We start from the raw sequence: 25,801 nt of genomic DNA on the forward strand, positions 1-25,801 counted from the left end.
ACGGGCCGCTGGGCATACTTCGCACCATGCTCCGGGCCCTCTCGACGACCCCGTCGCTGCTGCTCGTCCGGGCGGCGCACCCGCGCCAGGCGCTGCTGACCGCCGCCGCGCTGGCGTGCGCCGCGGCCGTCGCGGGTCGTGCGTCGCGCGAGGTCGCGCTGGTCGGCGCGACGGTGCTGGTCGGGCAGGCGCTCCTGGGCTGGGCCGACGACCTCGCCGACCGCGAGCGCGACGCCCGGCACCGACCCGGCAAGCCCCTCGCCGACGGCCGGCTCGACCCCGGCACCGTGTGGTTCGCGCTCGCGTGCGCGGTGCTGCTCGTGGTGCCGCTCGCCGTGGCCAACGGACGCCGGGCCGCCGCGGCCTACCTGGCCCTCCTGGCGCTGTCGGCGCTCGGCGACCGGCTCCTGCACGACCGGCCGCTGTCCTTCGTGCCGTGGATGGCGAGCTTCGCCCTCTATCCCGCGTTCCTGGCCCACGGCGGCTGGGGCGGGGTCGGCTCCCCGACGCCGCCGACGCCGGTGATGGTCGTGCTGGCCGCCGCACTCGGGCTGGGCGTACACGTCCTGGTGGCCCTGCCGGGACTGGTGCACGACCACCTGGAGGGCGACAGGTCCCTGCCGATGCTGCTCGCGCTGCGCACCGGCACCCCGCGACTGCTCCTCCTGGCGGGGGCCTGGACCGGCCTGGTGGTCGTCGGCGTCCTGATCGCAGGGCGGAGCGCAGGGCTGGCCTGAGCCAACGCTAGGCTGTGGGCCATGCGACTTCGACCTCTCGCGACCGCTGCCGCGGTCTTCGCGCTCGCCGCGCCGCTGTCCTCCTGTGGCTTCGACGCCGCGACCGAGCGCGAGTACGACGTCAACGGTGCGGCCGAGAACCGCGAGGGCACGGTCGACGTGCTCTCGGCGGTCGTGGTCTCCGGCAACGCCGGGTCGGGCACGTTCATCGCGTCGCTGTCCAACAACGACCTGAGCGACGAGCAGAGCCTCACCGGGGTCACCGGCGCCGAGGGAACGCCCATCGAGCCCGCCGACTTCGAGCCCGTCACCGTCGCGCCGGGCGGGTTCGTCAACCTCGCCGAGCCGCCCGCCGGGATCGTGCTGACCGGCGACTTCGAGGCCGGCGACTTCCTGCCGTTGTCGGTCGACTTCGGCAACGGCGAGCGCATCTCGCTCAACGTCCCCGTCGTCCCCGACAACGACGACGCCTACTGGGAAGGCCTGGACGTCTCATGACGCACACGCTCGTCCTGCTCCGCCACGGCGAGAGCGAGTGGAACGCCAAGAACCTGTTCACGGGCTGGGTCGACGTGCCCCTCACCGACAAGGGCCGGGACGAGGCGGTCCGCGGGGGCGAGCTGATGCGCGAGGCCGACGTCCTGCCGGACATCGTGCACACCTCGCTGCAGCGTCGCGCGATCAGCACCGCCTGCCTCGCGCTCGACGCGGCCGACCGCCACTGGATCCCGGTGAAGCGCTCGTGGCGCCTCAACGAGCGCCACTACGGCGCGCTCCAGGGCAAGGACAAGAAGCAGACGCTCGAGGAGTACGGCGAGGAGCAGTTCATGCTCTGGCGCCGCTCCTTCGACACCCCGCCGCCGCCGCTCGACGACTCCTCGGAGTTCTCCCAGGCCGCCGACCCGCGCTACGCGGACCTCGGCGACGAGCTGCCGCGCACGGAGTGTCTCAAGGACGTCATCGCGCGCTTCCTGCCCTACTGGGACGCCGAGATCGTGCCTGACCTGCAGGGCGGCCGCACGGTCCTGGTGGCCGCGCACGGCAACAGCCTCCGCGCGCTCGTCAAGCACCTCGACCAGATCAGCGACGCCGACATCGCGGGGCTCAACATCCCCACCGGGATGCCGCTCGTCTACCGCCTCGACGAGGAGATGCGACCCACGGTCCCGGGTGGGGAGTACCTCGACCCCGAGGCCGCCGCCGCCGCTGCCGCGGCCGTCGCCAACCAGGGTCGCTGACCCTCTTCCCCACCACGTCCGGCCCGGCGCCGGCGTGGGTCACACGCGCTCCGGCAGGTCGCCCGTGACGACGAAGACCACCCGGTTGGCGACCGAGACGGCGTGGTCGGCGATGCGCTCGTAGTAGCGGCCCAGCAGGGCGACGTCCACCGCCGCCTCGACGCCGTGGCGCCAGTCGGTCGACAGCAGCTCGGTGAAGCTGCGCCGGCGCAGCTGGTCCATCACCTCGTCGTCGCGACCGAGCTCGATCGCGGCCTCCACGTCGCGGTCGACGATGATGCTGCGGACCCGCCGCACCATGTCCTCGGCCGTCAGCGCCATCCGCTCCATCGTGGGCCGCAGCTCGTCGGGCACGGCGACGGCCGGCACCCGCAGGCGGGCGATCTTGGCGACGTGCACCGACAGGTCGCCCATCCGCTCGAGCTCGCTCACCATCCGCAGGGCGGAGACGATCATCCGCAGGTCGCCGGCCACGGGCTGCTGCAGCGAGAGCAGGGCGAACGCCGTGTCGTCCACCCGCTCGCGTGCGGCGTCGATCGCCCGGTCGTTGCTGATGACCTGGTCGGCGGTGTGCACGTCGCCGGTCATCAGCGCCTTGGTGGCCTCGCGCACCGCGACCTCGACCTGCCCGCAGATCTCGGAGAGGTCGGCGAAGATGCCGTCGAGCTGGTCATGGAATGCCTCACGCATGCGGCGCACAGTAGGCACCCGAAGCGAACAGACGTGCGTGCGCGGTGAACGCAGGATGAACAGTCCGTGCCCCCCGTCCGTCCGGGCCGTCGGCACGCGCGCGCTGCGTACGATGGGGGGCGTGGACCCGACGACGCAGGCTGCCCTGGCCGCGCTCGCGGGGGCCATCATGGCGGGCGGGGCCGTGCTCGCGTGGCACATCAGCGACCGGCAGCGCCGCACGCCGCCGGCGGCCGAGGAGCCGGTCGTCCAGGCGGGCGTGGCCGCCGTGCTCAGCATCCTGCGCTCCAGCGCGGTCGTCGTCGACGAGTCCGACCACGTCGTCAAGGCCTCGGCCCCCGCGTACGCCTTCGGGCTGGTGCGCGGCGACACCGTGGTGGTGCCCGAGCTGCTCGACCTGGTCGCGCAGGTGCGCCGCGACGGCCAGATCCGCGAGAGCGACCTCGACATCCCCGCCCCGGACGGCCGGGTCACCCGCACGCTCACCGCCCGCGTCGCGCCGCTCGGCGCCCGGCTGGTGCTGGCGCTGGTCGAGGACCGCACGCGCGAGCGCCGCGTGGAGGAGGTGCGCCGCGACTTCGTCGCCAACGTCAGCCACGAGCTCAAGACCCCGGTCGGGGCGATCCGGCTGCTCGCCGAGGCCGTCACCGACGCCGCCGACGACCCCGAGGCCGTGCAGCGCTTCGCCGGTCGCATGCTCACCGAGAGCGACCGGCTCTCCCGGCTCGTCCAGCAGATCATCGAGCTGTCCCGCCTCCAGGGCCACGACCCGCTGGAGACCCCCGTCATGGTCGACCTCGACGCCGCGGTCGCGACCGCCGTCGACACCAGCGCCACCGAGGCCGCCGCCAACCAGATCACCGTCGAGTCGCGCGGGGAGCCCGGCCTGGAGGTCTTCGGCTCGCAGGAGCAGATCGGCGCGGCCATCAGCAACCTCGTCGCCAACGCGGTCGCCTACTCCAACGAGGGCTCGCGCGTGGTCGTGACCACCCGCTCGGTGGGCGAGCAGGTGCAGATCTCGGTCGTCGACCAGGGCATCGGCATCCCCGCCGAGGAGATCGAGCGCATCTTCGAGCGCTTCTACCGCGTCGACCCCGCCCGGCACCGCTCCACGGGCGGCACCGGCCTCGGCCTGGCCATCGTCAAGCACGTCGCGGCCACCCACGGCGGCGACATCGCCGTGTGGTCGGTGCAGGGGCAGGGGTCCACCTTCACGCTCACCCTCCCCCGCGGCCCCGAGCCGGGCACGGGCCGCACCACCACCCCGGTCGAGGTCGTCGCCCCGGCGCGACCCGCGACCGCCACCGATCCCGCACCACGCAGAGCACAGCAGGAGACCACCAGATGAGCACCGCCGCATGACCCGCGTACTGGTCGTCGAGGACGAGGAGAGCTACAGCGACGCGCTGGCCTACATGCTCCGCAAGGAGGGCTACGAGGTGGCGATCGCCGCCGACGGCAGGACCGCGCTCACCGAGTTCGACCGCTTCGGTCCCGACATCGTGCTGCTCGACCTGATGCTGCCTGGGATCCCCGGCACGGAGGTGTGCCGCCAGATCCGCCAGTCCTCGTCCGTGCCGGTGATCATGGTGAGCGCCAAGGACGACGAGGTCGACAAGGTCGTGGGCCTCGAGCTCGGCGCTGACGACTACGTCACCAAGCCCTACTCCCCCCGCGAGCTGGTGGCCCGCATCCGGGCCGTGCTGCGCCGTGGCCACGAGCCCGAGCTGATGCCCGACACCCTCGAGGCGGGGCCGGTCCGGATGGACGTCGAGCGGCACGTCGTGACGGTCGACGGCACGGAGCAGCGGCTCCCGCTCAAGGAGTTCGAGCTGCTGGAGATGTTCCTGCGCAACCCGGGGCGCGTGCTGACCCGCGGACAGCTCATCGACCGCGTCTGGGGCTCCGACTACGTCGGCGACACCAAGACCCTCGACGTGCACGTCAAGCGGCTGCGCGGCAAGCTCGAGCCCGACCCGGGCGAGCCGAAGTACCTCGTCACCGTCCGCGGGCTGGGCTACAAGCTCGACCTGTGATCCGGCGGGATGTCGGCGTGCGGCGTCCGAAATGCGCTGGCCGGGACGTCATGACCGTACCTAGCCTTGACCCGTGACCACCACCAGTCCCACCTCGACCCAGCCCGCCGAGCCCACCGCACCGGCGCCGTGGCTGCCCGTCGCCGCCGGGGCAGTCACGCTCGTCATGTGGGCCTCGGCGTTCGTGGTGATCCGCCACGTCGCCCACGACATCAGCCCGGGCGCCCTCGGATCGGGCCGCCTCCTCGTGGCCGCGCTCGTGGTGCTCCCGCTGGTGCTGCGCCGCGGCTGGGTGCGACCCACCCGGCGCGAGTGGGCGCTGCTGGCCGCCGGGGGCGTCGGGTGGTTCGGCGTCTACAACCTCGCGCTCAACGCCGGTGAACGCCACGTCGACGCCGGCACCGCCGCGATGATCATCCAGATCGGCCCGGTGATCGTCGCACTGCTCGCGGTGCCGCTCTTCGGCGAGCGGCTGCACGCGTGGCTGCTCGGCGGGATGGTCGTCGGGTTCGCCGGCGTCGCGGTCATCGCGAGGGGCTCCTCCGCCGACACCGACGCCAGCCTGCTCGGCGTGGGCCTCGTCCTGGTCGCCGCGGTGATGTACGCCATCGGCGTGCTGACCCAGAAGGTGCTGCTGCGCCGCCTGCCGTCGGTGCAGGTCGTGTTCGTCTCGTTCCTGACCGGGGCGCTCATCTGCCTGCCGTTCTCCGGGGACCTGCCGGGGATCGTCGCCGGCGGGGGCGCGGAGCTGTGGTGGATCGTCTACCTGGGCGTCTTCCCGACCGCCGTCGCGTTCACCACGTGGGCCTACGCGCTGACCCACACCGACGCCGGGGCGTTGTCGCTCACCACGTTCCTGGTCCCGGCGATCGCGACCCTGATCGCCTGGCTGACCATCGACGAGGTGCCACCCGCGCTGACGTTCGTCGGGGGCGCGCTGGCCATCACCGGCGTGCTGATGACGCGGCGCAGGCCGAGGCCCACACCCACGCCCACGCCCTAGTCGGAGCCCGCCTCGAGCCAGCCGCGGAAGGCCTCGAGGTTGCGGGTCGACTCGCCCCGCGAGAGGCGCCACTCCCACTCCTTGCGGATGGACGAGGCGAAGCCGAGCTCGAGGATCGCGTTGAAGGACTCGTCGGCGTTGGCCAGCACCGAGCCCAGGATCCGGTCGAGCTCGTCGGGCTCGACCGACGCGAGGGGCAGGCGCGCCTCGAGGTAGATGTCGCCGTGGCGGTCGACGGCGAACGAGACGGCGTACATCCTGAGGTTGCGCTCGAGGAGCCAGCGGTGGACCCGGGCGTGGTTCTCGTCGGGGTTGCGGCACACGAAGGCGTGCACGCCCAGCGCGTGGGCGCCCACGTCGAGCCGGACCGGCGTCTGGAGCTTCTTCTCCCCCGGCAGCGTCAACGAGAAGCGGGCGCCGGCGACGCCGTCGCGGGTCGTCTCGGTGTGCTCGATGTCGTTGGCGGCGAGGTAGTCGCGCACGACGCCGGCGGCAGCGTCGGCCGGGGTGTCGGGCTGGGTGTCGGCGGTGCTCACGAGGCCATCTCAGCACGCATGCGGCCGGCGGCACGCTCGTACGCCGCCAGGGTGCGCGCCGCGGTGCGCTCCCACGAGAAGTCCTGCGCGTGGACCACGGCGCCGCGACCGAGGCGCTCGGCCAGTGCGGGGTCGTCGATCAGCCGGCGCAGGGCGGCCGCCCAGTCGCGCGGCTCGTGGGTGTCGACGAGCAGGCCGCTCACCCCGTCGCGCACCACCGTGGTCAGGCCGCCGACCGAGGCCGCCACCACTGGTGTGCCGGTGGCCTGGGCCTCGACGGCGACCAGGCCGAACGACTCGTTGTAGGACGGCACGGCGACCGCGGTGGCCGCAGAGGTCCACACCGCGAGCTCGCGCTGGCTCACCGGCGGGACGAAGCGCACGACGTCGCTGATCCCGAGGTCGGCGGCCAGGTCGGCGAGGGCGGTGGGGTGCTCGAGCCCGGAGCCGGACGGCCCGCCCACGACGGGCACGACGAGCCGGTGCCGCAGCGTTGGGTCCTGCTCCAGCAGCACGGCGACCGCCCGCAGCAGCACGTCGGGCGCCTTGAGCGGCTGGATCCGGCCGGCGAACAGCAGCACGACGGCGTCCGACGGCAGGTCGAGCGCGCGGCGGGCCTGCTCGCGCCCGCGCGGGGCGAACACCGCCAGGTCCACGCCGGGATGGATCACCTCGACGGCGTCGGGGCTCGCCCCGTAGAGGTCGACGAGCTGGCAGGCCTCGGTGTCGGTGTTGGCCACGAGCAGGTCGGCGGCCGCCACGACCTGCTCCTCGCCGATGACGCGGGACAGGGGCTCGGGGGTGTCACCCCCGGCGAGCGCCTCGTTCTTGACCTTCGCCATGGTGTGCATCGAGTGCACGAGGGGGACGTTCCAGCGGTCGCGCGCCAGCGCCCCGACCTGCCCGGACAGCCAGTAGTGGGAGTGGACGGCGTCGTAGTGGCCCGGCGGCTGCATCGCCTCGGTGCGCAGCACCTCGCGCGCGAACGTGCACAGCTGGCCGGGCAGCTCGGCCTTGGTGAGCCCCTCGAACGGGCCGGCGGCCACGTGGCGCACCAGCACGCCGTCGGCTGCCTCGACGACCTGCGGCAGGGCCGAGGACGTGGCGCGGGTGAAGACGTCGACGGCGATCCCCTGCGCGGCCAGGCGGCGCGATAGCTCGATCACGTAGACGTTCATGCCCCCGGCGTCACCCGTGCCGGGCTGGTCCAGCGGTGAGGTGTGCAGGCTGATCATCGCCACCCGCTCGCCCACGTTGCCTCCTTGAGAGACGTCTCTGCTCGCGTGCCCCGATCAGGGCACCTCCGGCACAACCGCGGCGGACGCCGGGGGATTCCCGCCGGGCGCCGGATGACCCGCAGGCGCCAGACGGATGCCGGCCGGGGTCAGCCGGCGTGGGCGCCGCGCGTGGAGCGTCCGGTGCTGCGACCGCGCCCGCGCGCCAGCGCGATCGCGCCGATCAGGGCGGCGACGATGCCCCAGAACCCGTCGTACCACGGGGTGCCGGCCGGGCGGAACGCCTCGATGAGCGACAGCGTGAGGAGGCCTGAGGCGAGGCCGACGACGACGCGCATGGCTACGGCGTCGCTCTTGACCAGCGTGGTGCCGAAGACCGCCGAGGCGATCAGCAGGCAGGCCAGGCCGACGAAGTGGAGGGTGCCCAGGAACGGGTCGTCACCGCCACCGAGCAGCGCACGCACGACCCAGAGCACACCGCCCAGGAGGGCGAGCGACGCGGAGATCTTGGCGGGAGGCACCGGACGAGTGTGCCACGGCGCGGCCACCCCGGTGAGCCGAGGTGGGGGGCGCCGCTCAGCGCTCGGGGGTGCCCTGGTGGAACCGTTGCTGCCACTGCCCGCCGGTGCGCACCCACAGCGAGCTGCGCAGCCGGCTGCCGTCGTCGCCGGACGCCCGCCAGACCAGCAGGATCGCGTCGGGGGCCACCCGCGAGACGGTGAGGACGTCGAGGGTGACCGGACGGGCGAGCGGGCCGATCTCGGCCAGCAGCTCGGCGCGCTCCCACAGCCGGCCGGACGCGCCGATCTCCTGCCACTCGGGGTGCAGCAGCGCGGCGACGGCGGCCGGGTCGGAGCGCACCTCGTCACCGAGCAGGGCGCGCTCCATCGCCACGACGTGCTCCTCGTCGGACGGCGCGGCGTCGAGCTCCTCGGCGGCGAGGCCGGAGAACAGGTCGGGCTCGGGCTCGACCTGGCCGACGGCCGCGGCCGGGTGCGCCGTCGAGCTGTCGGGCATGCCGGGGCCGGGGTCGGGCTCGCGCCCGTCGCGGTAGGCCATCGCGGCGGCGTTGGCCCGGCGGTCGGCGGCCTCGTTGAGCTCGTGGCCGGCGTGGCCCTTGACCCACACGAAGTCGACCTCGCGGCCCTCCATGGCGGCGTCGAGGGCCTTCATCAGCTCGACGTTCATGACGGGCTTGCCGTCGCCCTTCTTCCAGCCCTTGCGCTTCCAGCCCTTCATCCACTTGGTGATCGCGTTGATGACGTAGGTGCTGTCGCAGTAGACCCGCAGCTCCTCGTCGAGGTGGGCGGTCTGCTGGAGCAGGTCGAGCACGGCCATCAGCTCGCCCATGTTGTTGGTGCCGTGCGGCCAGCCGCCGGACGCCCAGCACCCGTCGTCGACGTACCACGCCCATCCGGCGGGGCCGGGGTTGCCGAGTGCCGAACCGTCGGCCGCCGCGATGATCACCGGCACATCTTGGCAGGATGGGGCCATGACCGAGAACAGCACCCAGCCCCGCACCGCCGTCGTCACCGGCGCCTCCAGCGGCATCGGCGCCGCGACGGCGCGCGCCCTGGCCGCCCGGGGCTTCCACGTGGTCTGCGCCGCGCGCCGCACCGACCGCATCGAGGAGCTCGCGGCCGAGATCGGCGGTCGGGCGGTCACCTGCGACGTCACCGACCAGGCGTCGGTCGACGCGCTCGCCGCGACGGTGCCGACGTGCCACGTGCTGGTCAACAACGCCGGCGGTGCGCTCGGCACCGACCGGGTCGACGGCGCCGACGTCGACGCGTGGGCGTGGATGTACGACGTCAACGTGCTGGGCCTGGTCCGGGTGACCCGGGCGCTGCTGCCCGCCCTGCGCGCCAGCGGCGACGCCGTGATCGTCAACGTCGGCTCGACGGCCGGTCGCTGGGCCTACGAGGGCGGCGCGGGCTACACCGCGGCCAAGCACGGCGTGAAGGTGGTCACCGAGACCCTGCGCCTGGAGCTCAACGGCGAGCCGATCCGGATCAGCGAGGTGGCCCCCGGCATGGTGCGCACCGACGAGTTCTCGCTGGTGCGCTTCGGCGGCGACCGCGAGCGCGCCGAGGCGGTCTACGCCGGCGTCGACCAGCCACTTCTCGCCGAGGACGTGGCCGACGCCATCGCCTGGGTGGCCACCCGGCCCTCCCACGTCGACATCGACGAGCTGGTGATCAAGCCGCGCGCCCAAGCAGCGGCACACAAGGTGCACCGGTCCTGAGGCATGGGAGACTTCCGCGCGTGAAGACCATCGGACTCGTCGGCGGCATGAGCTGGGAGAGCAGCGCGGTCTACTACCGCGACCTCAACCTCGGGATGCGGGAGCGGCTGGGCGGGTTGTCCTCGCCGAGGCTCGCCCTGACGACGGTCGACTTCGCCGAGGTCACCCACCTCGAGGACGACGAGCGCTGGGACCAGGTCGGCGCGCTCCTGGCCGACGCCGCGCGGGGCGTCGAGCGCGCGGGCGCCGACTTCCTGCTGCTGTGCACCACGACGTTCCACAAGGTCGCCGACCAGGTGGAGGCGGCCGTGGACATCCCGGTCCTGCACCTGGCCGACGTCGTCGCCGAGGCGGTCCGCGCCGCGGGCATCGACAAGGTCGGCCTGATCGGCACCAAGGTCGCGATGGGCGAGTCGTTCTTCGTCGACCGGCTCGCGAGCCACGACCTGTCGGTCGTGGTGCCCGACGCCTCGCACCACGACTTCCTCAACGACGCGATCTACGAGGAGCTCGTGCACGGCGTCGTGCTGCCGCGCACGCGCAGCCGCGTGGTCTCGATCATCGAGGAGCTGTGGGACGCCGGCGCGGGCGGCGTGCTGCTCGGCTGCACCGAGCTCGAGCTGCTGGTCTCGCAGGCCGACGTCGAGCTCCCCGTCTTCCCCTGCACCACGCTGCACGTGCAGGCCGCGCTCGACGCTGCCCTCGCCGACAGCGGCACCGACACCGAGGGCTAGAGCGGCAGCGCGTACGCCGTCGCGAGCAGCCGCAGCCCGGTCCACACGGGCCCCTGCAGCTCGACCGCGTCGGCGACCGGCGGCAGCGGGACCGCCAGCACCTCCGAGCCCGCGCCCTCGGTGCTGAGGAGCAGCTCGCGGCCGTCGATCGAGATGCCCTCGCCCTGGTCCTGCACCGGCAGGGGCCACGACGCGACGACCTGCCACGAGGGGTAGGCCATCAGGTGCGCATGGGTGTAGGTGCGTGCCACCACCCCGCCGCCGCCCGGCAGGAACACCGCGTCGGTGACCAGGCCCGGTGCGTCGGCGACCGCCGTGAGGCGGTGGGGGCGGTCGGCCCGCAGGTGGCGCGGGACCGCGTGGACCGCGCCGGAGAACACCCCCTTGCTGATCACGAACAGCCGTCCCGACAGCGGGTGCCGGACCAGCGCCTCGGCGTCCTGGCGGCCGTCGGGGTAGACCAGCCGGTGGGCCACCGGCTCGGTCTCGACGTCCCCGGGCCCGACCGGCACCCGGAGGACCTCGACGTGGTCACGGGCGCGCCGGTTGTCGCCGATGTCGGCGACCCACACGTGCCCCGGCCCGGCCGGCGCGAGGGCCTCGACGTCGGTGGGGTCGCGGTCCCACGACGTGACGCCGACGGTCTCCCCGCTCGCGGGGTCGACGGCGAAGACCCGCCCGGAGTCGCCCGAGTCGTTGGTGGTGACCGCGAGCGAGCCGCGGCCGGCGGGCAGGACCACCAGTCCGCTGGACTCGACGACCTCGGGGTCGGTGAAGCGGAAGGCCGCGCGGGAGCGGTCCGTGTGGTCGGCGCCCGCCGCGGCGCCGAGCAGGAAGGGCGCCGCCACGGCGAGCCCGATCGCGAGACGGCGCAGGTCAGGCATCGACCGGCCGCGGGGCCAGCAGGTCGCCGAGGCGGGGTCGTACGCCCCACGCGGCCAGCAGCTCGTCGTACTCGCGGGCGGCCTCGGCGCCGTCGGCGCCGGTGCGGACCGCGCGCAGCAGCGTGTTGCGCGGGGTGTGGGCGCTCTCGACGAACTCGACCACGTCGACGCGGTAGCCCTCACGGCGCAGCAGCGAGGCGCGCAGGGCGTCGGTGAGGGTGTCGGCGAAGCGCTCGCGGAGGATGCCGTGGCGGGTGAGCATGGCGTAGGGCTCCGGCGGCTCGCTCGCCCTCAGCTGGGCGGCGATGTCGTGGTGGCAGCACGGCGCGGCGAGCACCAGCGGCGCCTGCCACTCCACGGCCCGGGCGAGGGCGTCGTCAGTGGCGGTGTCGCACGCGTGGAGGGCGAGCACCACGTCGGGGGGCCTGGGGAGGCGGGCCTCGGCGATCGACCCGACGACGAAGTCGGCGTCGATGCCCAGCTCGGCAGCCACCCGCGAGTTGTGGTCGGCGGACTGCTGCTTCACGTCGACGCCCGTCATCCGCACCGGGAGCCGGTCGGCGAGGTAGGCGTGCGCGGCGAAGGTGAGGTAGGCGTTGCCGCAACCGAGGTCGACCACCCGGAGCGGGTCGTCCGGGGTGGGCGTGCGCACGTGCCCCTGGGCGACGGCCTCGGTGAGGCTGGCGTCGAGCAGCCGGACGAGCTCCTCGACCTGGCGGTACTTCGCCTGCCTCCGCGGCTTGATGCGGCCCTGGGCGTCGCTGATCCCGAGCGCGACCAGCACCGGGTGGTCCTCGGGGAGCAGCCGGTCCTTGGGGCGGTCGTGCTCCCGCGACGGCGCGAGCTCCTCGGCGCGAGTCGCGGTGTGCAGCAGCGGCACGCCCTTCTTCGTCACCCGCAGCTGGTGGGTCGCGGTGGCGGTCTCGACGTGCCAGTTGGCGAACGGCTCCGCCAGCAGCGCGTCGACGGCCGCCTCGGCCGCCTCGCCCACGCGGTGGTTGGTGGTGTGCGCCTGCGTGTCGTCGTACGTCGTCACCTGGAGGTGGCGACCCGACCTGAGGTCGACCGCGCGCACCTCGACCCGGCGCACCTCGCGACCGCCCACGACCGGAGCCGGGCGGCCCTTGCGCCGCCCGCTCGCCAGCGCGCGGACCAGGCCGTCGGCGTCCAGGACGGCCGCGCGGACGGTGGCGAGCTCCTCGCTCACAGGACCGCGGCGAGGACGACGATGAGGATCAGCGCCCCCAGGGCCACCGGGATCACGAGGCGTCGGTGGCGGGGGTTCATGCCCTCATTCTAGTGACCGGCCCGGCGTCCGCTCATTCCTCGACGTCCGCTCCCATCTCGTCGAGTCGGCGCGTCCTCGCGCTCGTACCCCGTCGAGTCGGCGCGTCCTCGCGCTCGAACCCCGTCGAGTCGGCGCGTCCTCGCGCTCGAACCCCGTCGAGTCGGCGCGTCCTGACCACCGGCCAGTCAGGACGCGCCGACTCGACCCTGTACTGGCGTCAGGACGCGCCGACTCGACCCCGGGCTGGTGTCAGGACGCGCCGACTCGACCCATTGCCCGGCTACCCCGTGCGCAGCGGCGTCCGCCCGCGCCTCACCAGTGCTCGAGGGAGTCCCGGAAGACGGTGGCCAGGTCGTCGGCCGTCACCTCGATCGGGGCGGTGGCCAGCAGGCGCTGCTGCTTGAGCGCCCCCTCGACGAGGTCGTCGACGTCGGCGGCCCCGTAGCCGAGCTCGGCCAGGCCGCTCGGGAGCCCGACGTCGCGCATCAGCGCCCGCAGCACGTCGGGCAGGGGCTCGCCCTCACCCCCGAGCAGCGCGGCCGCCCGGCGGTGCCGCTCCGGCGCGGCGTCGTGCAGGAGCGCGAAGGCGGCCGGCGCCGTCATCACGACCGCCATGCCGTGGGGCACGATCGGCTCGTCGGCCGGGTAGCCCTCGGGACGGTAGTCGCGGACCCGGCCGGCGATCGGGTAGGCGCACGCGTGGGGCACGTGGACGCCCGCGTTGCCGAAGCCGAGGCCGGCGAACGTGGCGGCGAGCGCCATCTGCTCGCGGGCGTGCCGGTCGGTGCCGTCGCGGACGGCGTCGCGGAACGAGCCGGCGAGGAGGGACAGCGACTTCTCGGCCCACATGTCGGCGATCGGGTTGGCGCCGCAGTAGGGGACGCGCTGCTCGGGGCGCTTGGCCTCGAAGTCGGCGAACCACCGGGCCGTCCAGCTCTCCAGCGCGTGGCAGAGGATGTCCATGCCCGCCGAGGCGGTGACCATCGCGGGCTGGGTCGTCGTCAGGTCGGGGTCGACGACGGCGAGGGTGGGTCGCAGGCGGGCGTGGGAGATCCCGGTCTTGACCTTGAGCGCGAGCACGTCGAGCACGCAGATGGTGGTCGACTCCGCGCCGGTGCCGGTCGTGGTGGGCACGGCGACCAGCGGGAGGAGCGGGTGCTCGGGGGCCCGGCCGCCGCCGACCGGCGCGTTGACGTAGTCGATGAGCTCACCGGGGTTGGTGAGCATCAGGTCGACGGCCTTGGCGGTGTCGATCGACGAGCCGCCGCCGACCGCGACCACCGCGTGGAACGGGCCCGACTCGCGCGCCGCGGCGATCGCGGCCTCGAGGGAGGCGTCGGTGGGCTCGACGCGGGCGTCGGCGTGGAGCACGACCTCCAGCCCGCTCGCGCGCATGCCATCGGCGATCCGGTCGGGGTGCCCGGTCGCGGCGACCCCGCGGTCGGTGACGAGCAGGACCCGCCGGGTCCCGTCGCCGGGGACGTCGCGGCACAGCTGCTGGACGTCCCAGCCGATCTCGTCGCTGGCCCCGCGGCCGAACTTCAGCCCGGGTGCGGCATAGGTGAAGACGCTCTCAGTCACGCTCGGCTCCCAACGCATGGATGACGACGTCCAGCACCTCGATCTCGCCGGACCTGATGGCCGCCGTCGGCACCCACGCCGCGGCGTCGGTGGTGCCGTCGACCTCGACGACCCGCGGGTCGCCGTCGGCGACGGTGGCGCGGTAGAGCAGGTGCACGCCGTGGAAGTCCTCGATCCGCCCGGACGGGGCGGTGCCCGAGAAGTGGGTGTCGTGCACCCCGATCAGCTCACCGACCTCGCACGCGAGGCCGCACTCCTCCTCGACCTCCCGGGCCAGCGCCACCGAGGGGTGCTCCCCGTGGTCGATGCCGCCGCCCGGCAGGGTCCACCTCCCGGGGTGGGCGGCGGTGCGGGAGAGGTGGGTCAGCAGCACCTCCTCGTCGCCGTCGTGCCGACGGGTGACGAGGGCGTACGCGGCGAGGCGCTGCAGGCGGAACGGCTGGTGGTCGACGAGGGCCTCGGTCACCACCGACGACACCGGGACCGCGCCCGAGGTGACGTCGTCGAGCGGCTTCCAGGCCGCCTCGACGGTGGACCCGTCGACCTCGACCACCCGCGGGACGGGCGAGTCCGGCGGCACCCAGCCCTCGTAGACCAGCCGGATCGCGTGGGCGTCGACGAGCGTGCCGTCCCGCGGCGCGCGGGGCATGTGGGCGCTGTAGACCCGCGCGCGGTCCCCGACGGTCGCGGCGAGCCCGGTCTCCTCCTCCACCTCGCGGATCAGGGCGTCCCGGGGATCCTCACCGTGGTCGACGCCGCCGCCGGGGAGCGTCCACAGCTCGGAGCGCGACACCCGGGGCGCCAGGCGGCTGAGAAGGATCTCGACCCGCCCACCGCGCACGCGGAGGATGACGGCGTACGCCGCCACCCGCTGACGCCTCGGCAGAGCTCCCATGGCCCCCAACCTAGTGAGTTACGGTGTGCGCCGTGTCTCCCCCGTCCCGCGATCCGTGGCTCGACAACGTGAAGATGGTGTTGGTCACCCTCGTCGTCGTGGGGCACTCGATCGGGCTCGTCGAGGCGACCACGGGCAGCCACTGGGTCTACGACTTCATCTACCTGTGGCACATCCCGGCCTTCGTCTTCGTCAGCGGCTACCTCTCCAAGTCGTTCGAGTGGGACCGGCGCCGGATGAGGAGCCTCGTCTACACCCTGCTCATCCCCTACCTCCTCTTCGAGCCGGCGCTGTTCCACTACCGCCGCGAGGTCGCCGACGAGGGCGTGGAGGGGCCGCTGTGGATCGTCCCGCACTGGACGATGTGGTACCTCGTCGTGCTGCTGATGTGGCGTCTGTGCACCCCGATCCTCAAGCGGCACTGGCTGTTCCTGCCGCTGTCGGTGATCGTCAGCCTGCTGGGGGGTCTCTGGAGCGACGACTCGCTGATGATCCCCCGCTTCCTGGGCCTGCTGCCGTTCTTCGTGCTCGGCCTGCACCTCAAGCCACGCCACCTCCAGCACCTCGACGACGTCTGGGTGCGGGTGGCCGCGGTGCCGGCGCTGATCGGGATCGGCGTGATGGCGGTCTACACCGACACCTGGGCCGAGACGGCGCTGCTCTGGTACGACACCGGCTACGCGGACCTGCCGATCGACAACGAGATCGTCTTCCAGACCCGGCTCACCGTGATGGTGGTCGGCCTGCTCGGGGCCTTCTCGGCGATGGCGCTGGTGCCGCGCCGCAGCCTCGGCTGGTTCACCACGATGGGCACCGCGACCATGGTCGTCTACCTGTTCCACGGCTTCGTCATCAAGACGGTCAAGGCCCTCGGCTGGCCCGACGTCACCGCCTCCTACCCGGTGGCGGGGCTCGTCGTCACGGTGGTCGGCGCGGTGGGGCTCGCGTTCCTCCTCGCCTCCCCACCCGTGCGGCGGGCGCTCGAGCCGTTCACGAACCCGCTCGGCTGGCTGGAGTCGCGTCGCCGGCGTCCCGAGTCGGCCCCCACGTCGGCCTGACCGCCGCGCGCGGCACGATGTCGAGGTGGGCGGCCTCGGCCCGCGTCGGGGCGTGCCCGCCGAGATGGGCGGGGTACCACGGCGCGTGCTCGCCCGGGCGCGGACGGTGGTGCGGCAGCCGCTGCAGCTCCTCGAGCTGCTCGGTGAGCACCGCCCCGAGCCGGCAGGTCCAGTCGGTGAGGTCCTCGCCGGGACCGATGGTCAGCGGCGGCCCGAAGGACACGTCGATGCGGCGGCCGCGGGTGAGGTCGGGACGCGGCTCGCGGCCGCGCTCGTCGGGCACCCCCACCGAGTAGACGCGCTGCGCGCCCCACAGCGCGACCGGCACCACGGGCACGCCGGTCTCCCGGGCCAGGCTCGCCACCCCCCGCATCAGGGAGCGGACGGTGAAGGAGTAGCTGATCCCCGCCTCGGGGAACGCGCAGACCGCCTCGCCGTCGCGGAGCAGCCCTCGCGCCATGACGTACGCCCCGGCGGGCGCGGCGCGGTCGACGGGGATGTGCCCCATGGCGCTCATCGCACGCCCCACCAGCGGCGCCTGCCACACGTCGTGGCGGGTCATGAACCGGACGTGGCGCCCCGACGAGCGCACCCCCTCCTGGACGAACACGAAGTCGGGGTACGACACGTGCGTGGCCGCCAGCAGCACCGGCCCGCTGCGCGGCACGTGCTCGGCGCCGAAGCCGGTCACCCGCAACGCCAGGGCGCGCATCCCCACCCTCCCGAGCGCGACGGCGGCCCGGTAGGTGCGCTCACGGCTCACGCGAACGGCGCTCGCGCGTCGCGCGCCATCGAGCGCCGACCGGCCCAGCGCCAGACCCGGGCCGCGCGGTCGCGGTCGGCGTCGTCGACGAGGTTGCCCATCCAGCGGAGCGCGAGCGTCATCAGCCAGTCCGAGCGCATCCCGGCCGGCCCGAGCGCGGAGACGACCTTCGGCTGGGTCGCGATCCCGGCGAGACGACGGGCGATCGAGAACGCCTCGCCGTAGTGCTCGACGAGGGTCGAGCGCCAGGCCTCACCGAGGCCGGTGCCGCTGGCGAGGTGATCGGCGACGAGCCGACCGGTCTCCAGGCCGTAGTCGATGCCCTCGCCGTTGAGCGGGTTGACGCACGCCGCGGCGTCACCGATGAGCGCCCAGTTGGGACCGGCGACGTTGCTGACCGCGCCACCCATCGGCAGCAGCGCCGAGGTCGGCATCCGGAGCTCGCCGGAGAGCCTGAAGTCGGCGCCGATCGTGTCGGCGTAGGTCTGCATCAGCGGCTTGATGGCCACCTCCGCGGGACGCCTGCTGGTCGCCAGGGTGCCGGCGCCGAGGTTCACCGTGCCGTCGCCCAGCGGGAAGATCCACCCGTAGCCCGAGACCAGCTCGCCCTGCTCGTCGCGCAGCTCCAGGTGGGAGCTGATCCAGGGGTCGTCGGAGAGCTCGGAGTCGACGTAGGCGCGCCCGGCCACGGCGTAGACGGTGTCGCGGTGCCACTCGCGGCCCAGCAGCTTGCCGAGCGGCGAGCGGACGCCGTCGGCGACCACCAGCCACTGGCAGGCGACCTCGTAGGTGCCCTCGGCGTCACGGAGCTCCACGGCGGCCACCCGGTCGCCCTCGCGGCGCACGCCGACCGCGCGGGCGCCATCGACGGCGCGGGCTCCGCTCTTGATCGCGACGGTGCGCAGGTGGTCGTCGAGCTCGGTGCGCGCGACCGCGGATCCCCAGTCGGGCAGCGAGCCGCCCGGCCACGGCAGCAGCAGGGTCTGGCCGAAGCCGTGGGCGCGCAGGCCCTGGTTGACGGTGTGGGCGCGCAGCCAGTCCTCGAGGCCGAGGCGCTGCATCTCCCCGATCGCGCGCGGGGTCAGCCCGTCGCCGCAGGTCTTGTCACGGGGGAAGGTGGCGGCGTCGGCCAGCACGACGTCGAGCCCGGCACGGGCGGCCCACGCGGCGGCGGCGGACCCGGCGGGGCCCGCGCCGACGACGAGCACGTCGGCCGAGGTGGGGCGCGAGGAGGGGGGTGTCACGACCGAATCCTCTCAGGCGCACCGAGCGCGCCCGAAATGGGCACAGGCCCCGACTCCGTGAGGAGTCGGGGCCTGCGTCGACCGCGTCAGTTCTGGTAGGAACCGAAGTCGAAGTCGTCGAGTGCGACGGCCTGCGACGACGGACCGAAGTCGTAGTCGTAGGAGTCGTAGCCGGTGACCGAGTAGGCCGCGGCGCGGGCCTCCTCGGTCGGCTCCACCCGGATGTTGCGGTAGCGCTCGAGGCCGGTGCCGGCCGGGATGAGCTTGCCGATGATCACGTTCTCCTTCAGCCCACGCAGGCTGTCGGAACGGCCGTTGATCGCGGCGTCGGTGAGCACCCGGGTGGTCTCCTGGAAGGAGGCCGCCGAGAGCCACGACTCGGTCGCGAGCGAGGCCTTGGTGATGCCCATGAGCACCGGGCGACCCGAGGCCGGCTTGCCGCCCTCGGAGACCACGCGCCGGTTCTCCTCCTCGAACCGCACCCGGTCGACCAGGTCGGACGGGAGCAGGTTGGTGTCACCGGACTCGATGACCGTCACGCGGCGCAGCATCTGCCGCACGATGATCTCGATGTGCTTGTCGTGGATCGCCACGCCCTGCGAGCGGTAGACCTCCTGGACCTGGTCGACGAGGTGCTCCTGGGCCTTGCGGACACCCAGGATGCGCAGGACGTCCTGCGGGTCGGGCGTACCGGAGGTGATGTGGTGACCCACGTCGATGTGGTCGCCGTCCTCGACGTTGAGGCGCGAGCGCTTCGACACCGGGATCTCCTGGACCTCGGAGCCGTCGTCGGGGGTGACCACGACGACGCGAGCCTTGTCGGTCTCCTCGATCTTGACGCGTCCCGCGGACTCCGCGATCGGCGTACGACCCTTGGGCGAGCGGGCCTCGAAGAGCTCGACCACACGGGGCAGACCCTGCGTGATGTCGTCGGCCGAGGCCACACCACCGGTGTGGAAGGTACGCATCGTCAGCTGCGTGCCGGGCTCACCGATCGACTGGGCGGCGATGATGCCGACCGCCTCGCCGATGTCGACGAGCTTGCCGGTGGCCAGCGAGCGGCCGTAGCACTTGGCACAGGTGCCGGTGCGGGCGTCGCAGGTCAGCACGGAGCGGACCTTGACCTCGGTGATGCCGGCGGCCACGAGCTCGCCGATCTTGACGTCGCCGAGGTCCTCACCGGCGGCGGCGAGCACCTCGCCCGTCTCCGGGTGGGTGATCTCGACGGCCGCGGAGCGGGCGTAGGCCGAGGTCTCCACGTGCTCGTCGTCGATCCGCTTGGGCAGGCCGCGCTCGGTGCCGCAGTCGTCCTCACGGATGATGACGTCCTGCGAGACGTCCACCAGACGACGGGTCAGGTAGCCCGAGTCGGCGGTGCGGAGCGCGGTGTCGGCGAGGCCCTTGCGGGCACCGTGGGTGGCGATGAAGTACTCGAGCACCGTCAGGCCCTCGCGGAAGTTGGCCTTGATCGGGCGCGGGATGATCTCGCCCTTCGGGTTGGCCACCAGTCCACGCATGGCCGCGACCTGCCGGATCTGGTTCATGTTTCCGGAGGCGCCCGAGTCGACCATCATGTAGATCGGGTTGGCGCGGTCGAAGTTGGCCTCCATCGCGCGACCGACCTCGGCGGCAGCCTGGGTCCACAGCTCGATGAGCTCCTGACGACGCTCGTCGTCGGTCATCACACCGCGCTCGTAGTTCTTCTGGACCTTCTCGGCCTGCGCCTCGTAGCGGCCCAGGATCTCGGCCTTGTTGTCGGGCGTGGTGACGTCGTCGATCGAGACGGTCACACCCGAGCGCGTGGCCCAGTGGAAGCCGGCGTCCTTGAGGGCGTCGAGCGAGGCGGCGACCTGGACCTTGGTGTAGCGCTCGGCGAGGTCGTTGACGATCGAGCCGAGGCGCTTCTTGCCGACCTCCTCGTTGACGAACGGGTAGTCCGCCGGGAGGGTGTCGTTGAAGTAGACCCGGCCCAGGGTGGTCTCGAGCAGGAGCGCGGTGCGGTCCTCCCAGTCCGAGCCGACCTCGAGGTCGAGCGGGGGCACGACGTCGGTGAGGCGGATCCTGACCTTGCTCTGCAGCGTGATCTCACGGCGGTCGAAGGCCATGATCGCCTCGGCCGGTGAGGAGAAGACGCGACCCTCGCCGGGCTCGCCCTCGCGGTCCGTGGTCAGCCAGAACAGGCCGATGATCATGTCCTGCGAGGGCATGGTCACCGGACGGCCGTCCGACGGCTTGAGGATGTTGTTGGTCGAGAGCATCAGGATGCGGGCCTCGGCCTGCGCCTCCGCGGACAGCGGCAGGTGCACGGCCATCTGGTCACCGTCGAAGTCGGCGTTGAACGCGCCGCACACGAGCGGGTGGATCTGGATGGCCTTGCCCTCGATCAGCTGCGGCTCGAAGGCCTGGATGCCGAGGCGGTGCAGGGTGGGCGCACGGTTGAGCAGCACGGGGTGCTCGGTGATGACCTCTTCGAGGACGTCCCACACGACCGGGCGGGCGCGCTCGACCATGCGCTTGGCCGACTTGATGTTCTGCGCGTGCGAGAGGTCGACGAGGCGCTTCATCACGAACGGCTTGAAGAGCTCGAGCGCCATCTGCTTGGGCAGGCCGCACTGGTGGAGCTTGAGCTGCGGGCCCGAGACGATGACCGAACGACCCGAGTAGTCGACGCGCTTGCCGAGCAGGTTCTGGCGGAAGCGACCCTGCTTGCCCTTGAGCATGTCGGAGAGCGACTTCAGCGGCCGGTTGCCCGGGCCGGTGACCGGACGACCGCGACGACCGTTGTCGAAGAGGCTGTCGACGGCCTCCTGCAGCATCCGCTTCTCGTTGTTGACGATGATCTCGGGAGCACCGAGGTCGAGCAGCCGCTTGAGGCGGTTGTTGCGGTTGATGACGCGGCGGTAGAGGTCGTTGAGGTCGGAGGTGGCGAAGCGGCCACCGTCGAGCTGGACCATCGGGCGCAGGTCCGGCGGGATCACCGGGACGGCGTCGAGCACCATGCCGATGGGCTGGTTGCCGGTCTTGCGGAAGGCGTCGACGACCTTGAGGCGCTTGAGGGCGCGGACCTTGCGCTGGCCCTTGCCGTTGGCGATGGTGTCGCGCAGCGACTCCACCTCGGCCTCGATGTCGAAGTCCTGGAGGCGCTTCTGGATCGCCGTGGCGCCCATGTGGCCCTCGAAGTACTTGCCGAACCAGGTCTTCATCTCGCGGTAGAGCAGCTCGTCGCCGAGCAGGTCCTGGACCTTGAGGCTCTTGAAGGTGTCCCAGACCTCCTCGAGGCGCGCGATCTCACGGTTGGCGCGGTCGCGGAGCTGGTTCATCTCGCGGTCGGCACCGTCGCGCACCTTGCGCTTGGCGTCGGCCTTGGCACCCTCGGCCTCGAGGGTGGCGAGGTCCTCCTCGAGCTTCTTGGCGCGGTCCTCGACGGAGGCGTCGCGACGCTTCTCGAGGCGCTCGCGCTCGAGGCCCACCTTGTTCTCGAGGGAGTCCATGTCGCGGTGACGGGCGTCCTCGTCGACCGAGGTGATCATGTAGGCGGCGAAGTAGATGACCTTCTCGAGGTCCTTCGGCGCCAGGTCGAGCAGGTAGCCCAGGCGCGACGGGACGCCCTTGAAGTACCAGATGTGGGTCACGGGCGCGGCGAGCTCGATGTGGCCCATACGCTCGCGGCGCACCTTGGAGCGGGTGACCTCGACGCCGCAGCGCTCGCAGATGATGCCCTTGAAGCGCACGCGCTTGTACTTGCCGCAGTAGCACTCCCAGTCCCGGGTGGGACCGAAGATCTTCTCGCAGAAGAGGCCGTCACGCTCGGGCTTGAGCGTGCGGTAGTTGATGGTCTCCGGCTTCTTGACCTCGCCGTGGCTCCACGTGCGGATGTCGTCCGCGGTGGCCAGGCCGATCTGAAGCTGGTCGAAGAAGTTAACGTCGAGCACGATGGCTGTAGTCCTTCGTTAGTACGTGGAAAGTGGAGCGTGGGACTGAGGGCGGTGCGCCGGCCGGGGGCCGGCGCACCGGTGACTCAGACTTCTTCGACCGAGCTGGGCTCGCGGCGGGACAGGTCGATGCCGAGCTCCTCGGCCGCGCGGAAGACGTCTTCCTCAGCGTCCTTCATCTCGATGGTGGAGCCGTCCTGCGACAGCACCTCCACGTTGAGGCAGAGCGACTGCATCTCCTTGACGAGCACCTTGAACGACTCGGGGATGCCGGAGTCGGGGATGTTCTCGCCCTTCACGATGGCCTCGTAGACCTTCACACGACCCGGCACGTCGTCCGACTTGATCGTCAGCAGCTCCTGCAGGGCGTAGGCGGCGCCGTACGCCTCCATCGCCCAGACCTCCATCTCGCCGAACCGCTGGCCGCCGAACTGGGCCTTACCGCCCAGGGGCTGCTGCGTGATCATCGAGTAGGGGCCGGTCGAGCGAGCGTGGATCTTGTCGTCGACGAGGTGGTGGAGCTTGAGGATGTACATGTAGCCGACCGCCACCGGCGCCGGGAACGGCTCACCCGAGCGACCGTCGAAGAGGTTGGCCTTGCCGTCCTCCTTGACCATCCGCTCACCGTCGCGGTTGGGCAGCGTGGAGCCGAGCAGACCGGTGATCTCGTCCTCGCGGGCACCGTCGAACACCGGGGTCGCGACCTTGGTGTTCGGGGCGGCCTGGTCGGCGCCGATCGAGATCAGGCGCTTCTTCCAGTCGGACTCGCCCTTCTCACCGGAGAGGTTGAGGTCCCAGCCCTGCTTGGCGAGCCAGCCCAGGTGCAGCTCGAGGATCTGGCCGATGTTCATGCGTCGCGGCACACCCAGCGGGTTGAGCACGACGTCGACCGGCGTGCCGTCCTCCATGAACGGCATGTCCTCGATCGGCAGGATCTTGGCGATGACGCCCTTGTTGCCGTGGCGTCCGGCGAGCTTGTCGCCGACCGAGATCTTGCGCTTCTGCGCGACGTAGACGCGCACCAGCTGGTTGACGCCCGGAGGCAGGTCGTCGCCGTCCTCGCGGTCGAAGACGCGCACGCCGATGACCGTGCCGGACTCACCGTGGGGCACCTTCATCGAGGTGTCGCGCACCTCGCGCGCCTTCTCGCCGAAGATCGCACGGAGCAGGCGCTCCTCGGGGGTGAGCTCGGTCTCGCCCTTGGGCGTGACCTTGCCGACCAGGATGTCACCGGTGGTGACCTCGGCGCCGATGCGGATGATGCCGCGCTCGTCGAGGTCGGCCAGGCCCTCCTCGGAGACGTTCGGGATGTCCCGGGTGATCTCCTCGGGCCCGAGCTTGGTGTCACGGGCGTCGACCTCGTGCTCCTCGATGTGGATCGAGGTGAGGACGTCCTCCTGCACCAGGCGCTGGCTGAGGATGATCGCGTCCTCGTAGTTGTGGCCCTGCCACGGCATGAAGGCGACGAGCAGGTTGGTGCCCAGCGCCATCTCGGCGTCGTCGGTGCAGGGGCCGTCGGCGATCGGCGTGCCGACCTCGAGGCGGTCGCCGGCCTTGACCAGCGGGCGCTGGTTGATGCAGGTGCCCTGGTTGGAGCGACGGAACTTGGCCAGGCGGTACGTCTGGTAGGTGCCGTCGTCGTTCATCGTCTCGATGGCGTCGGCGGACACCTCCTTGACCACACCGGCGTTGTCGGCGACGACCACGTCACCGGCGTCGACCGCCGCGCGGTACTCCATGCCGGTGCCGACCAGCGGGCTGTCGCTGGTGATCAGCGGCACGGCCTGGCGCTGCATGTTGGCGCCCATGAGCGCGCGGTTGGCGTCGTCGTGCTCGAGGAACGGGATCAGGGCCGTCGCGACCGACACCATCTGGCGCGGCGAGACGTCCATGTAGTCGACCTCGTCACGCAGGATCGCGTCGACCTCGCCGTTCTTCTGGCGGACCAGGACGCGCTCCTCGGTGAAGCGCATCTTGTCGTCGAGCGGGGCGTTGGCCTGCGCGATGACGTAGCGGTCCTCGTCGTCGGCGGTGAGGTAGTCGATCTGGTCGGTGACCACACCACCCTCGACCTTGCGGTAGGGGGTCTCGACGAAGCCGAACGGGTTGATCCGGCCGTAGGAGGCCAGCGAGCCGATCAGGCCGATGTTGGGGCCTTCAGGGGTCTCGATCGGGCACATGCGGCCGTAGTGCGACGGGTGGACGTCACGGACCTCCATGCCGGCGCGGTCACGGGACAGACCACCGGGACCGAGCGCCGAGAGGCGACGCTTGTGCGTCAGGCCGGCGATCGGGTTGGTCTGGTCCATGAACTGCGAGAGCTGCGAGGTGCCGAAGAACTCCTTCAGCGCAGCGACCACGGGACGGATGTTGATCAGGGACTGCGGCGTGATGGCCTCGACGTCCTGGGTCGTCATCCGCTCGCGGACCACGCGCTCCATGCGGGCCAGGCCCGTGCGGAGCTGGTTCTGGATGAGCTCGCCCACGGTGCGCATGCGGCGGTTGCCGAAGTGGTCGATGTCGTCGGCCTGGACCTTGACGGGAGCACCGTCGGGGCCCTCGACGACGTTGCCGGCGGCATCCAGCAGGTCGGGCGCGTCGGCCTGGACACCCGCGTCGTGCAGCTGCACGACGTAGCGGATGGCGGCCACGACGTCGTCGATGGTCAGCGTCTGCTGGTCGAAGGCCTCCTGGAGGCCGAGCTTCTTGTTGATCTTGTAGCGCCCGACCTTCGCCAGGTCGTAGCGCTTGGGGTTGAAGTAGTAGTTGTTGAGCAGCGTCTGCGCGGCCTCGGCCGTCGGCGGCTCGCCCGGGCGGAGCTTGCGGTAGATGTCGAGCAGCGCGAGGCGGGTGACCTCGTCGTTGACCTGCTCGGCGGTGGGGGCCTCGCCCCGCGCCTTCTTCTGCAGCTCCTCGTAGACGGTCTCGTAGCGGACGCTGTCCTTCTCGAGCGTCAGCATCATCGACTCGTACTGGCCGAACTCCTCGCGGATCTGCTCGGTGGTCCAGCCGAGCGCCTTGAGCAGCACGGTGACGTTCTGCTTGCGCTTGCGGTCGAGGCGGACGCCGACCAGGTCGCGCTTGTCGATCTCGAACTCCAGCCAGGCACCGCGGCTCGGGATGAGCTTGGCGGTGAAGATGTCCTTGTCGGACGTCTTGTCGGGGCTGGACTCGAAGTAGACGCCGGGCGAGCGGACCAGCTGGGACACCACGACGCGCTCGGTGCCGTTGATGATGAAGGTGCCCTTGCGGGTCATCATCGGGAAGTCGCCCATGAAGACCGTCTGGCCCTTGATCTCGCCGGTCTCGTGGTTCATGAACTCGGCCGAGACGTAGAGCGGGCGGGAGTAGGTGAAGTCCTTCTCCTTGCACTCCTCCTCGGTGTACTTCTCGTCGAGGAAGACGGGGTTGTCGAAGGAGAGCATCATCGTCTCGGAGAAGTCCTCGATCGGGGAGATCTCCTCGAAGATCTCCTGCAGACCGGTCTTCTCGGAGACGTCCTCACCGGCAGCCCGACGGGCGGCCACCTCCGCCTCCCAGCGCTCGCCGCCGACCAGCCAGTCGAAGCTGCTCGTCTGGAGCGAGATGAGGGGGGGAACCTCGAGAGGTTCGGTGATCTTTGCGAAAGAGGTGCGACGGTGGTTACCAGCAGAGCTGCGCGCGGCCAAGAGGTGTCCTCACAGATGAGCAAGTGATCGGCGC

General features: G+C 72.0%; 22 protein-coding genes. 9 read left to right on the plus strand and 13 right to left on the minus strand.

Features of this window, described 5'->3' with window-relative positions; all coding sequences use genetic code 11:
• Positions 1-26 precede the first annotated feature (26 nt).
• Genes AC4H2S_RS14045 through AC4H2S_RS14055 form a run of 3 tightly spaced genes read left to right on the plus strand, consistent with a single transcriptional unit; the run spans position 27 to position 1,975 of the window.
• Entirely contained in the window at positions 27-737 is a 711-nt protein-coding gene (locus tag AC4H2S_RS14045) for a UbiA family prenyltransferase (protein ID WP_491497596.1), read from the plus strand.
• A gap of 21 nt (positions 738-758) precedes the next feature.
• The gene (locus tag AC4H2S_RS14050) at positions 759-1,235 is read left to right on the plus strand and encodes a hypothetical protein (protein ID WP_491497597.1); all 477 of its coding nucleotides are present in this window, start codon (positions 759-761) and stop codon (positions 1,233-1,235) included.
• Positions 1,232-1,975, plus strand: coding sequence for a phosphoglyceromutase (locus AC4H2S_RS14055; protein WP_491497598.1), 744 nt, complete (start codon positions 1,232-1,234; stop codon positions 1,973-1,975). Before AC4H2S_RS14050 ends, AC4H2S_RS14055 begins: the two co-directional genes overlap by 4 nt.
• Before the next feature lie 39 nt (positions 1,976-2,014).
• On the opposite strand, the gene phoU is transcribed toward AC4H2S_RS14055, so the two are convergent.
• On the minus strand, positions 2,015-2,665 hold the full coding sequence (gene phoU, locus AC4H2S_RS14060; protein ID WP_491497599.1) for a phosphate signaling complex protein PhoU: 651 nt from the start codon (positions 2,663-2,665) through the stop codon (positions 2,015-2,017).
• Positions 2,666-2,777: 112 nt separating this feature from the next.
• Here phoU and AC4H2S_RS14065 point away from each other — a divergent pair, with 112 nt between their 5' ends.
• The 3 genes from AC4H2S_RS14065 to AC4H2S_RS14075 all read left to right on the plus strand — a co-directional run bounded on the left by AC4H2S_RS14065 (position 2,778) and on the right by AC4H2S_RS14075 (position 5,704).
• Positions 2,778-4,013 carry a sensor histidine kinase gene (locus tag AC4H2S_RS14065; protein WP_491497600.1) on the plus strand — a complete coding sequence of 412 codons (1,236 nt, stop codon included), beginning with the start codon at positions 2,778-2,780 and terminating at the stop codon, positions 4,011-4,013.
• Positions 4,014-4,023: 10 nt separating this feature from the next.
• Positions 4,024-4,701, plus strand: coding sequence for a response regulator (locus AC4H2S_RS14070; protein ID WP_491497601.1), 678 nt, complete (start codon positions 4,024-4,026; stop codon positions 4,699-4,701).
• 73 nt (positions 4,702-4,774) lie between these two features.
• Positions 4,775-5,704 carry a DMT family transporter gene (locus AC4H2S_RS14075; protein WP_491497602.1) on the plus strand — a complete coding sequence of 310 codons (930 nt, stop codon included), beginning with the start codon at positions 4,775-4,777 and terminating at the stop codon, positions 5,702-5,704.
• Here the strand turns inward: AC4H2S_RS14075 and AC4H2S_RS14080 are convergent.
• From AC4H2S_RS14080 to AC4H2S_RS14095, 4 genes are all read right to left on the minus strand, one after another.
• Positions 5,701-6,240, minus strand: coding sequence for a type III secretion system chaperone family protein (locus AC4H2S_RS14080; RefSeq protein ID WP_491497603.1), 540 nt, complete (start codon positions 6,238-6,240; stop codon positions 5,701-5,703). The two genes, AC4H2S_RS14075 and AC4H2S_RS14080, sit on opposite strands and share 4 nt — an antisense overlap.
• Complete coding sequence (gene mshA / locus AC4H2S_RS14085; RefSeq protein WP_491497604.1) at positions 6,237-7,493, minus strand: D-inositol-3-phosphate glycosyltransferase; 1,257 nt, start codon at positions 7,491-7,493, stop codon at positions 6,237-6,239. The genes AC4H2S_RS14080 and mshA overlap by 4 nt, the downstream gene beginning before the upstream one ends.
• Positions 7,494-7,624: 131 nt before the next feature.
• Positions 7,625-7,996: a hypothetical protein gene (locus tag AC4H2S_RS14090; RefSeq protein WP_491497605.1), complete on the minus strand. Its 372-nt coding sequence runs from the start codon at positions 7,994-7,996 to the stop codon at positions 7,625-7,627.
• A 55-nt stretch (positions 7,997-8,051) separates the two neighbouring features.
• Positions 8,052-8,942, minus strand: a complete 891-nt coding sequence (locus AC4H2S_RS14095) for an RNase H family protein (protein WP_491497606.1) — start codon at positions 8,940-8,942, stop codon at positions 8,052-8,054.
• A 25-nt stretch (positions 8,943-8,967) separates the two neighbouring features.
• On the opposite strand from AC4H2S_RS14095, the gene AC4H2S_RS14100 reads away from it, so the two are divergent.
• Positions 8,968-9,720: an SDR family NAD(P)-dependent oxidoreductase gene (locus tag AC4H2S_RS14100; RefSeq protein ID WP_491497607.1), complete on the plus strand. Its 753-nt coding sequence runs from the start codon at positions 8,968-8,970 to the stop codon at positions 9,718-9,720.
• Positions 9,721-9,740: 20 nt separating this feature from the next.
• The gene (locus AC4H2S_RS14105; RefSeq protein ID WP_491497608.1) at positions 9,741-10,454 is read left to right on the plus strand and encodes an aspartate/glutamate racemase family protein; all 714 of its coding nucleotides are present in this window, start codon (positions 9,741-9,743) and stop codon (positions 10,452-10,454) included.
• Here the strand turns inward: AC4H2S_RS14105 and AC4H2S_RS14110 are convergent.
• The 4 genes from AC4H2S_RS14110 to AC4H2S_RS14125 form a co-directional block, all read right to left on the minus strand.
• Entirely contained in the window at positions 10,451-11,338 is an 888-nt protein-coding gene (locus tag AC4H2S_RS14110) for a hypothetical protein (protein WP_491497609.1), read from the minus strand. The two genes, AC4H2S_RS14105 and AC4H2S_RS14110, sit on opposite strands and share 4 nt — an antisense overlap.
• The gene (locus AC4H2S_RS14115; protein WP_491497610.1) at positions 11,331-12,545 is read right to left on the minus strand and encodes a class I SAM-dependent methyltransferase; all 1,215 of its coding nucleotides are present in this window, start codon (positions 12,543-12,545) and stop codon (positions 11,331-11,333) included. The genes AC4H2S_RS14110 and AC4H2S_RS14115 overlap by 8 nt, the downstream gene beginning before the upstream one ends.
• A gap of 393 nt (positions 12,546-12,938) precedes the next feature.
• A complete protein-coding gene (locus tag AC4H2S_RS14120) occupies positions 12,939-14,207 on the minus strand; it encodes a hydroxyacid-oxoacid transhydrogenase (RefSeq protein ID WP_491497611.1) in 1,269 nt (422 codons plus the stop codon).
• Positions 14,200-15,102, minus strand: coding sequence for an NUDIX domain-containing protein (locus AC4H2S_RS14125; protein ID WP_491497612.1), 903 nt, complete (start codon positions 15,100-15,102; stop codon positions 14,200-14,202). The genes AC4H2S_RS14120 and AC4H2S_RS14125 overlap by 8 nt, the downstream gene beginning before the upstream one ends.
• Positions 15,103-15,134: 32 nt before the next feature.
• Between AC4H2S_RS14125 and AC4H2S_RS14130 the strand changes: the two genes are divergently transcribed.
• Positions 15,135-16,160: an acyltransferase family protein gene (locus tag AC4H2S_RS14130; protein WP_491497613.1), complete on the plus strand. Its 1,026-nt coding sequence runs from the start codon at positions 15,135-15,137 to the stop codon at positions 16,158-16,160.
• On the opposite strand, the gene AC4H2S_RS14135 is transcribed toward AC4H2S_RS14130, so the two are convergent.
• The 4 genes from AC4H2S_RS14135 to rpoB all read right to left on the minus strand — a co-directional run bounded on the left by AC4H2S_RS14135 (position 16,093) and on the right by rpoB (position 25,767).
• Positions 16,093-16,923 carry a lysophospholipid acyltransferase family protein gene (locus AC4H2S_RS14135; protein WP_491497614.1) on the minus strand — a complete coding sequence of 277 codons (831 nt, stop codon included), beginning with the start codon at positions 16,921-16,923 and terminating at the stop codon, positions 16,093-16,095. The two genes, AC4H2S_RS14130 and AC4H2S_RS14135, sit on opposite strands and share 68 nt — an antisense overlap.
• Positions 16,920-18,167 carry a geranylgeranyl reductase family protein gene (locus AC4H2S_RS14140; protein ID WP_491497615.1) on the minus strand — a complete coding sequence of 416 codons (1,248 nt, stop codon included), beginning with the start codon at positions 18,165-18,167 and terminating at the stop codon, positions 16,920-16,922. The genes AC4H2S_RS14135 and AC4H2S_RS14140 overlap by 4 nt, the downstream gene beginning before the upstream one ends.
• Positions 18,168-18,253: 86 nt before the next feature.
• The gene (locus AC4H2S_RS14145; RefSeq protein ID WP_491497616.1) at positions 18,254-22,099 is read right to left on the minus strand and encodes a DNA-directed RNA polymerase subunit beta'; all 3,846 of its coding nucleotides are present in this window, start codon (positions 22,097-22,099) and stop codon (positions 18,254-18,256) included.
• A gap of 86 nt (positions 22,100-22,185) precedes the next feature.
• The gene (rpoB, locus tag AC4H2S_RS14150; protein ID WP_491497617.1) at positions 22,186-25,767 is read right to left on the minus strand and encodes a DNA-directed RNA polymerase subunit beta; all 3,582 of its coding nucleotides are present in this window, start codon (positions 25,765-25,767) and stop codon (positions 22,186-22,188) included.
• Positions 25,768-25,801 lie beyond the last annotated feature (34 nt).

Source organism: Nocardioides sp. Z13_37 (genome assembly GCF_058355585.1).

Excerpts from the sequence above, each read along its gene's own strand:
- AC4H2S_RS14110 (WP_491497609.1), bottom strand. The coding sequence starts at position 11,338 with ATGCCTGACCTGCGCCGTCTCGCGATCGGGCTCGCCGTGGCGGCGCCC.
- AC4H2S_RS14125 (WP_491497612.1), bottom strand. The coding sequence starts at position 15,102 with ATGGGAGCTCTGCCGAGGCGTCAGCGGGTGGCGGCGTACGCCGTCATC.
- phoU (WP_491497599.1), bottom strand. The coding sequence starts at position 2,665 with ATGCGTGAGGCATTCCATGACCAGCTCGACGGCATCTTCGCCGACCTC.
- AC4H2S_RS14065 (WP_491497600.1), top strand. The coding sequence starts at position 2,778 with ATGGGGGGCGTGGACCCGACGACGCAGGCTGCCCTGGCCGCGCTCGCG.
- AC4H2S_RS14070 (WP_491497601.1), top strand. The coding sequence starts at position 4,024 with ATGACCCGCGTACTGGTCGTCGAGGACGAGGAGAGCTACAGCGACGCG.
- AC4H2S_RS14045 (WP_491497596.1), top strand. The coding sequence starts at position 27 with ATGCTCCGGGCCCTCTCGACGACCCCGTCGCTGCTGCTCGTCCGGGCG.
- AC4H2S_RS14055 (WP_491497598.1), top strand. The coding sequence starts at position 1,232 with ATGACGCACACGCTCGTCCTGCTCCGCCACGGCGAGAGCGAGTGGAAC.
- AC4H2S_RS14100 (WP_491497607.1), top strand. The coding sequence starts at position 8,968 with ATGACCGAGAACAGCACCCAGCCCCGCACCGCCGTCGTCACCGGCGCC.
- AC4H2S_RS14050 (WP_491497597.1), top strand. The coding sequence starts at position 759 with ATGCGACTTCGACCTCTCGCGACCGCTGCCGCGGTCTTCGCGCTCGCC.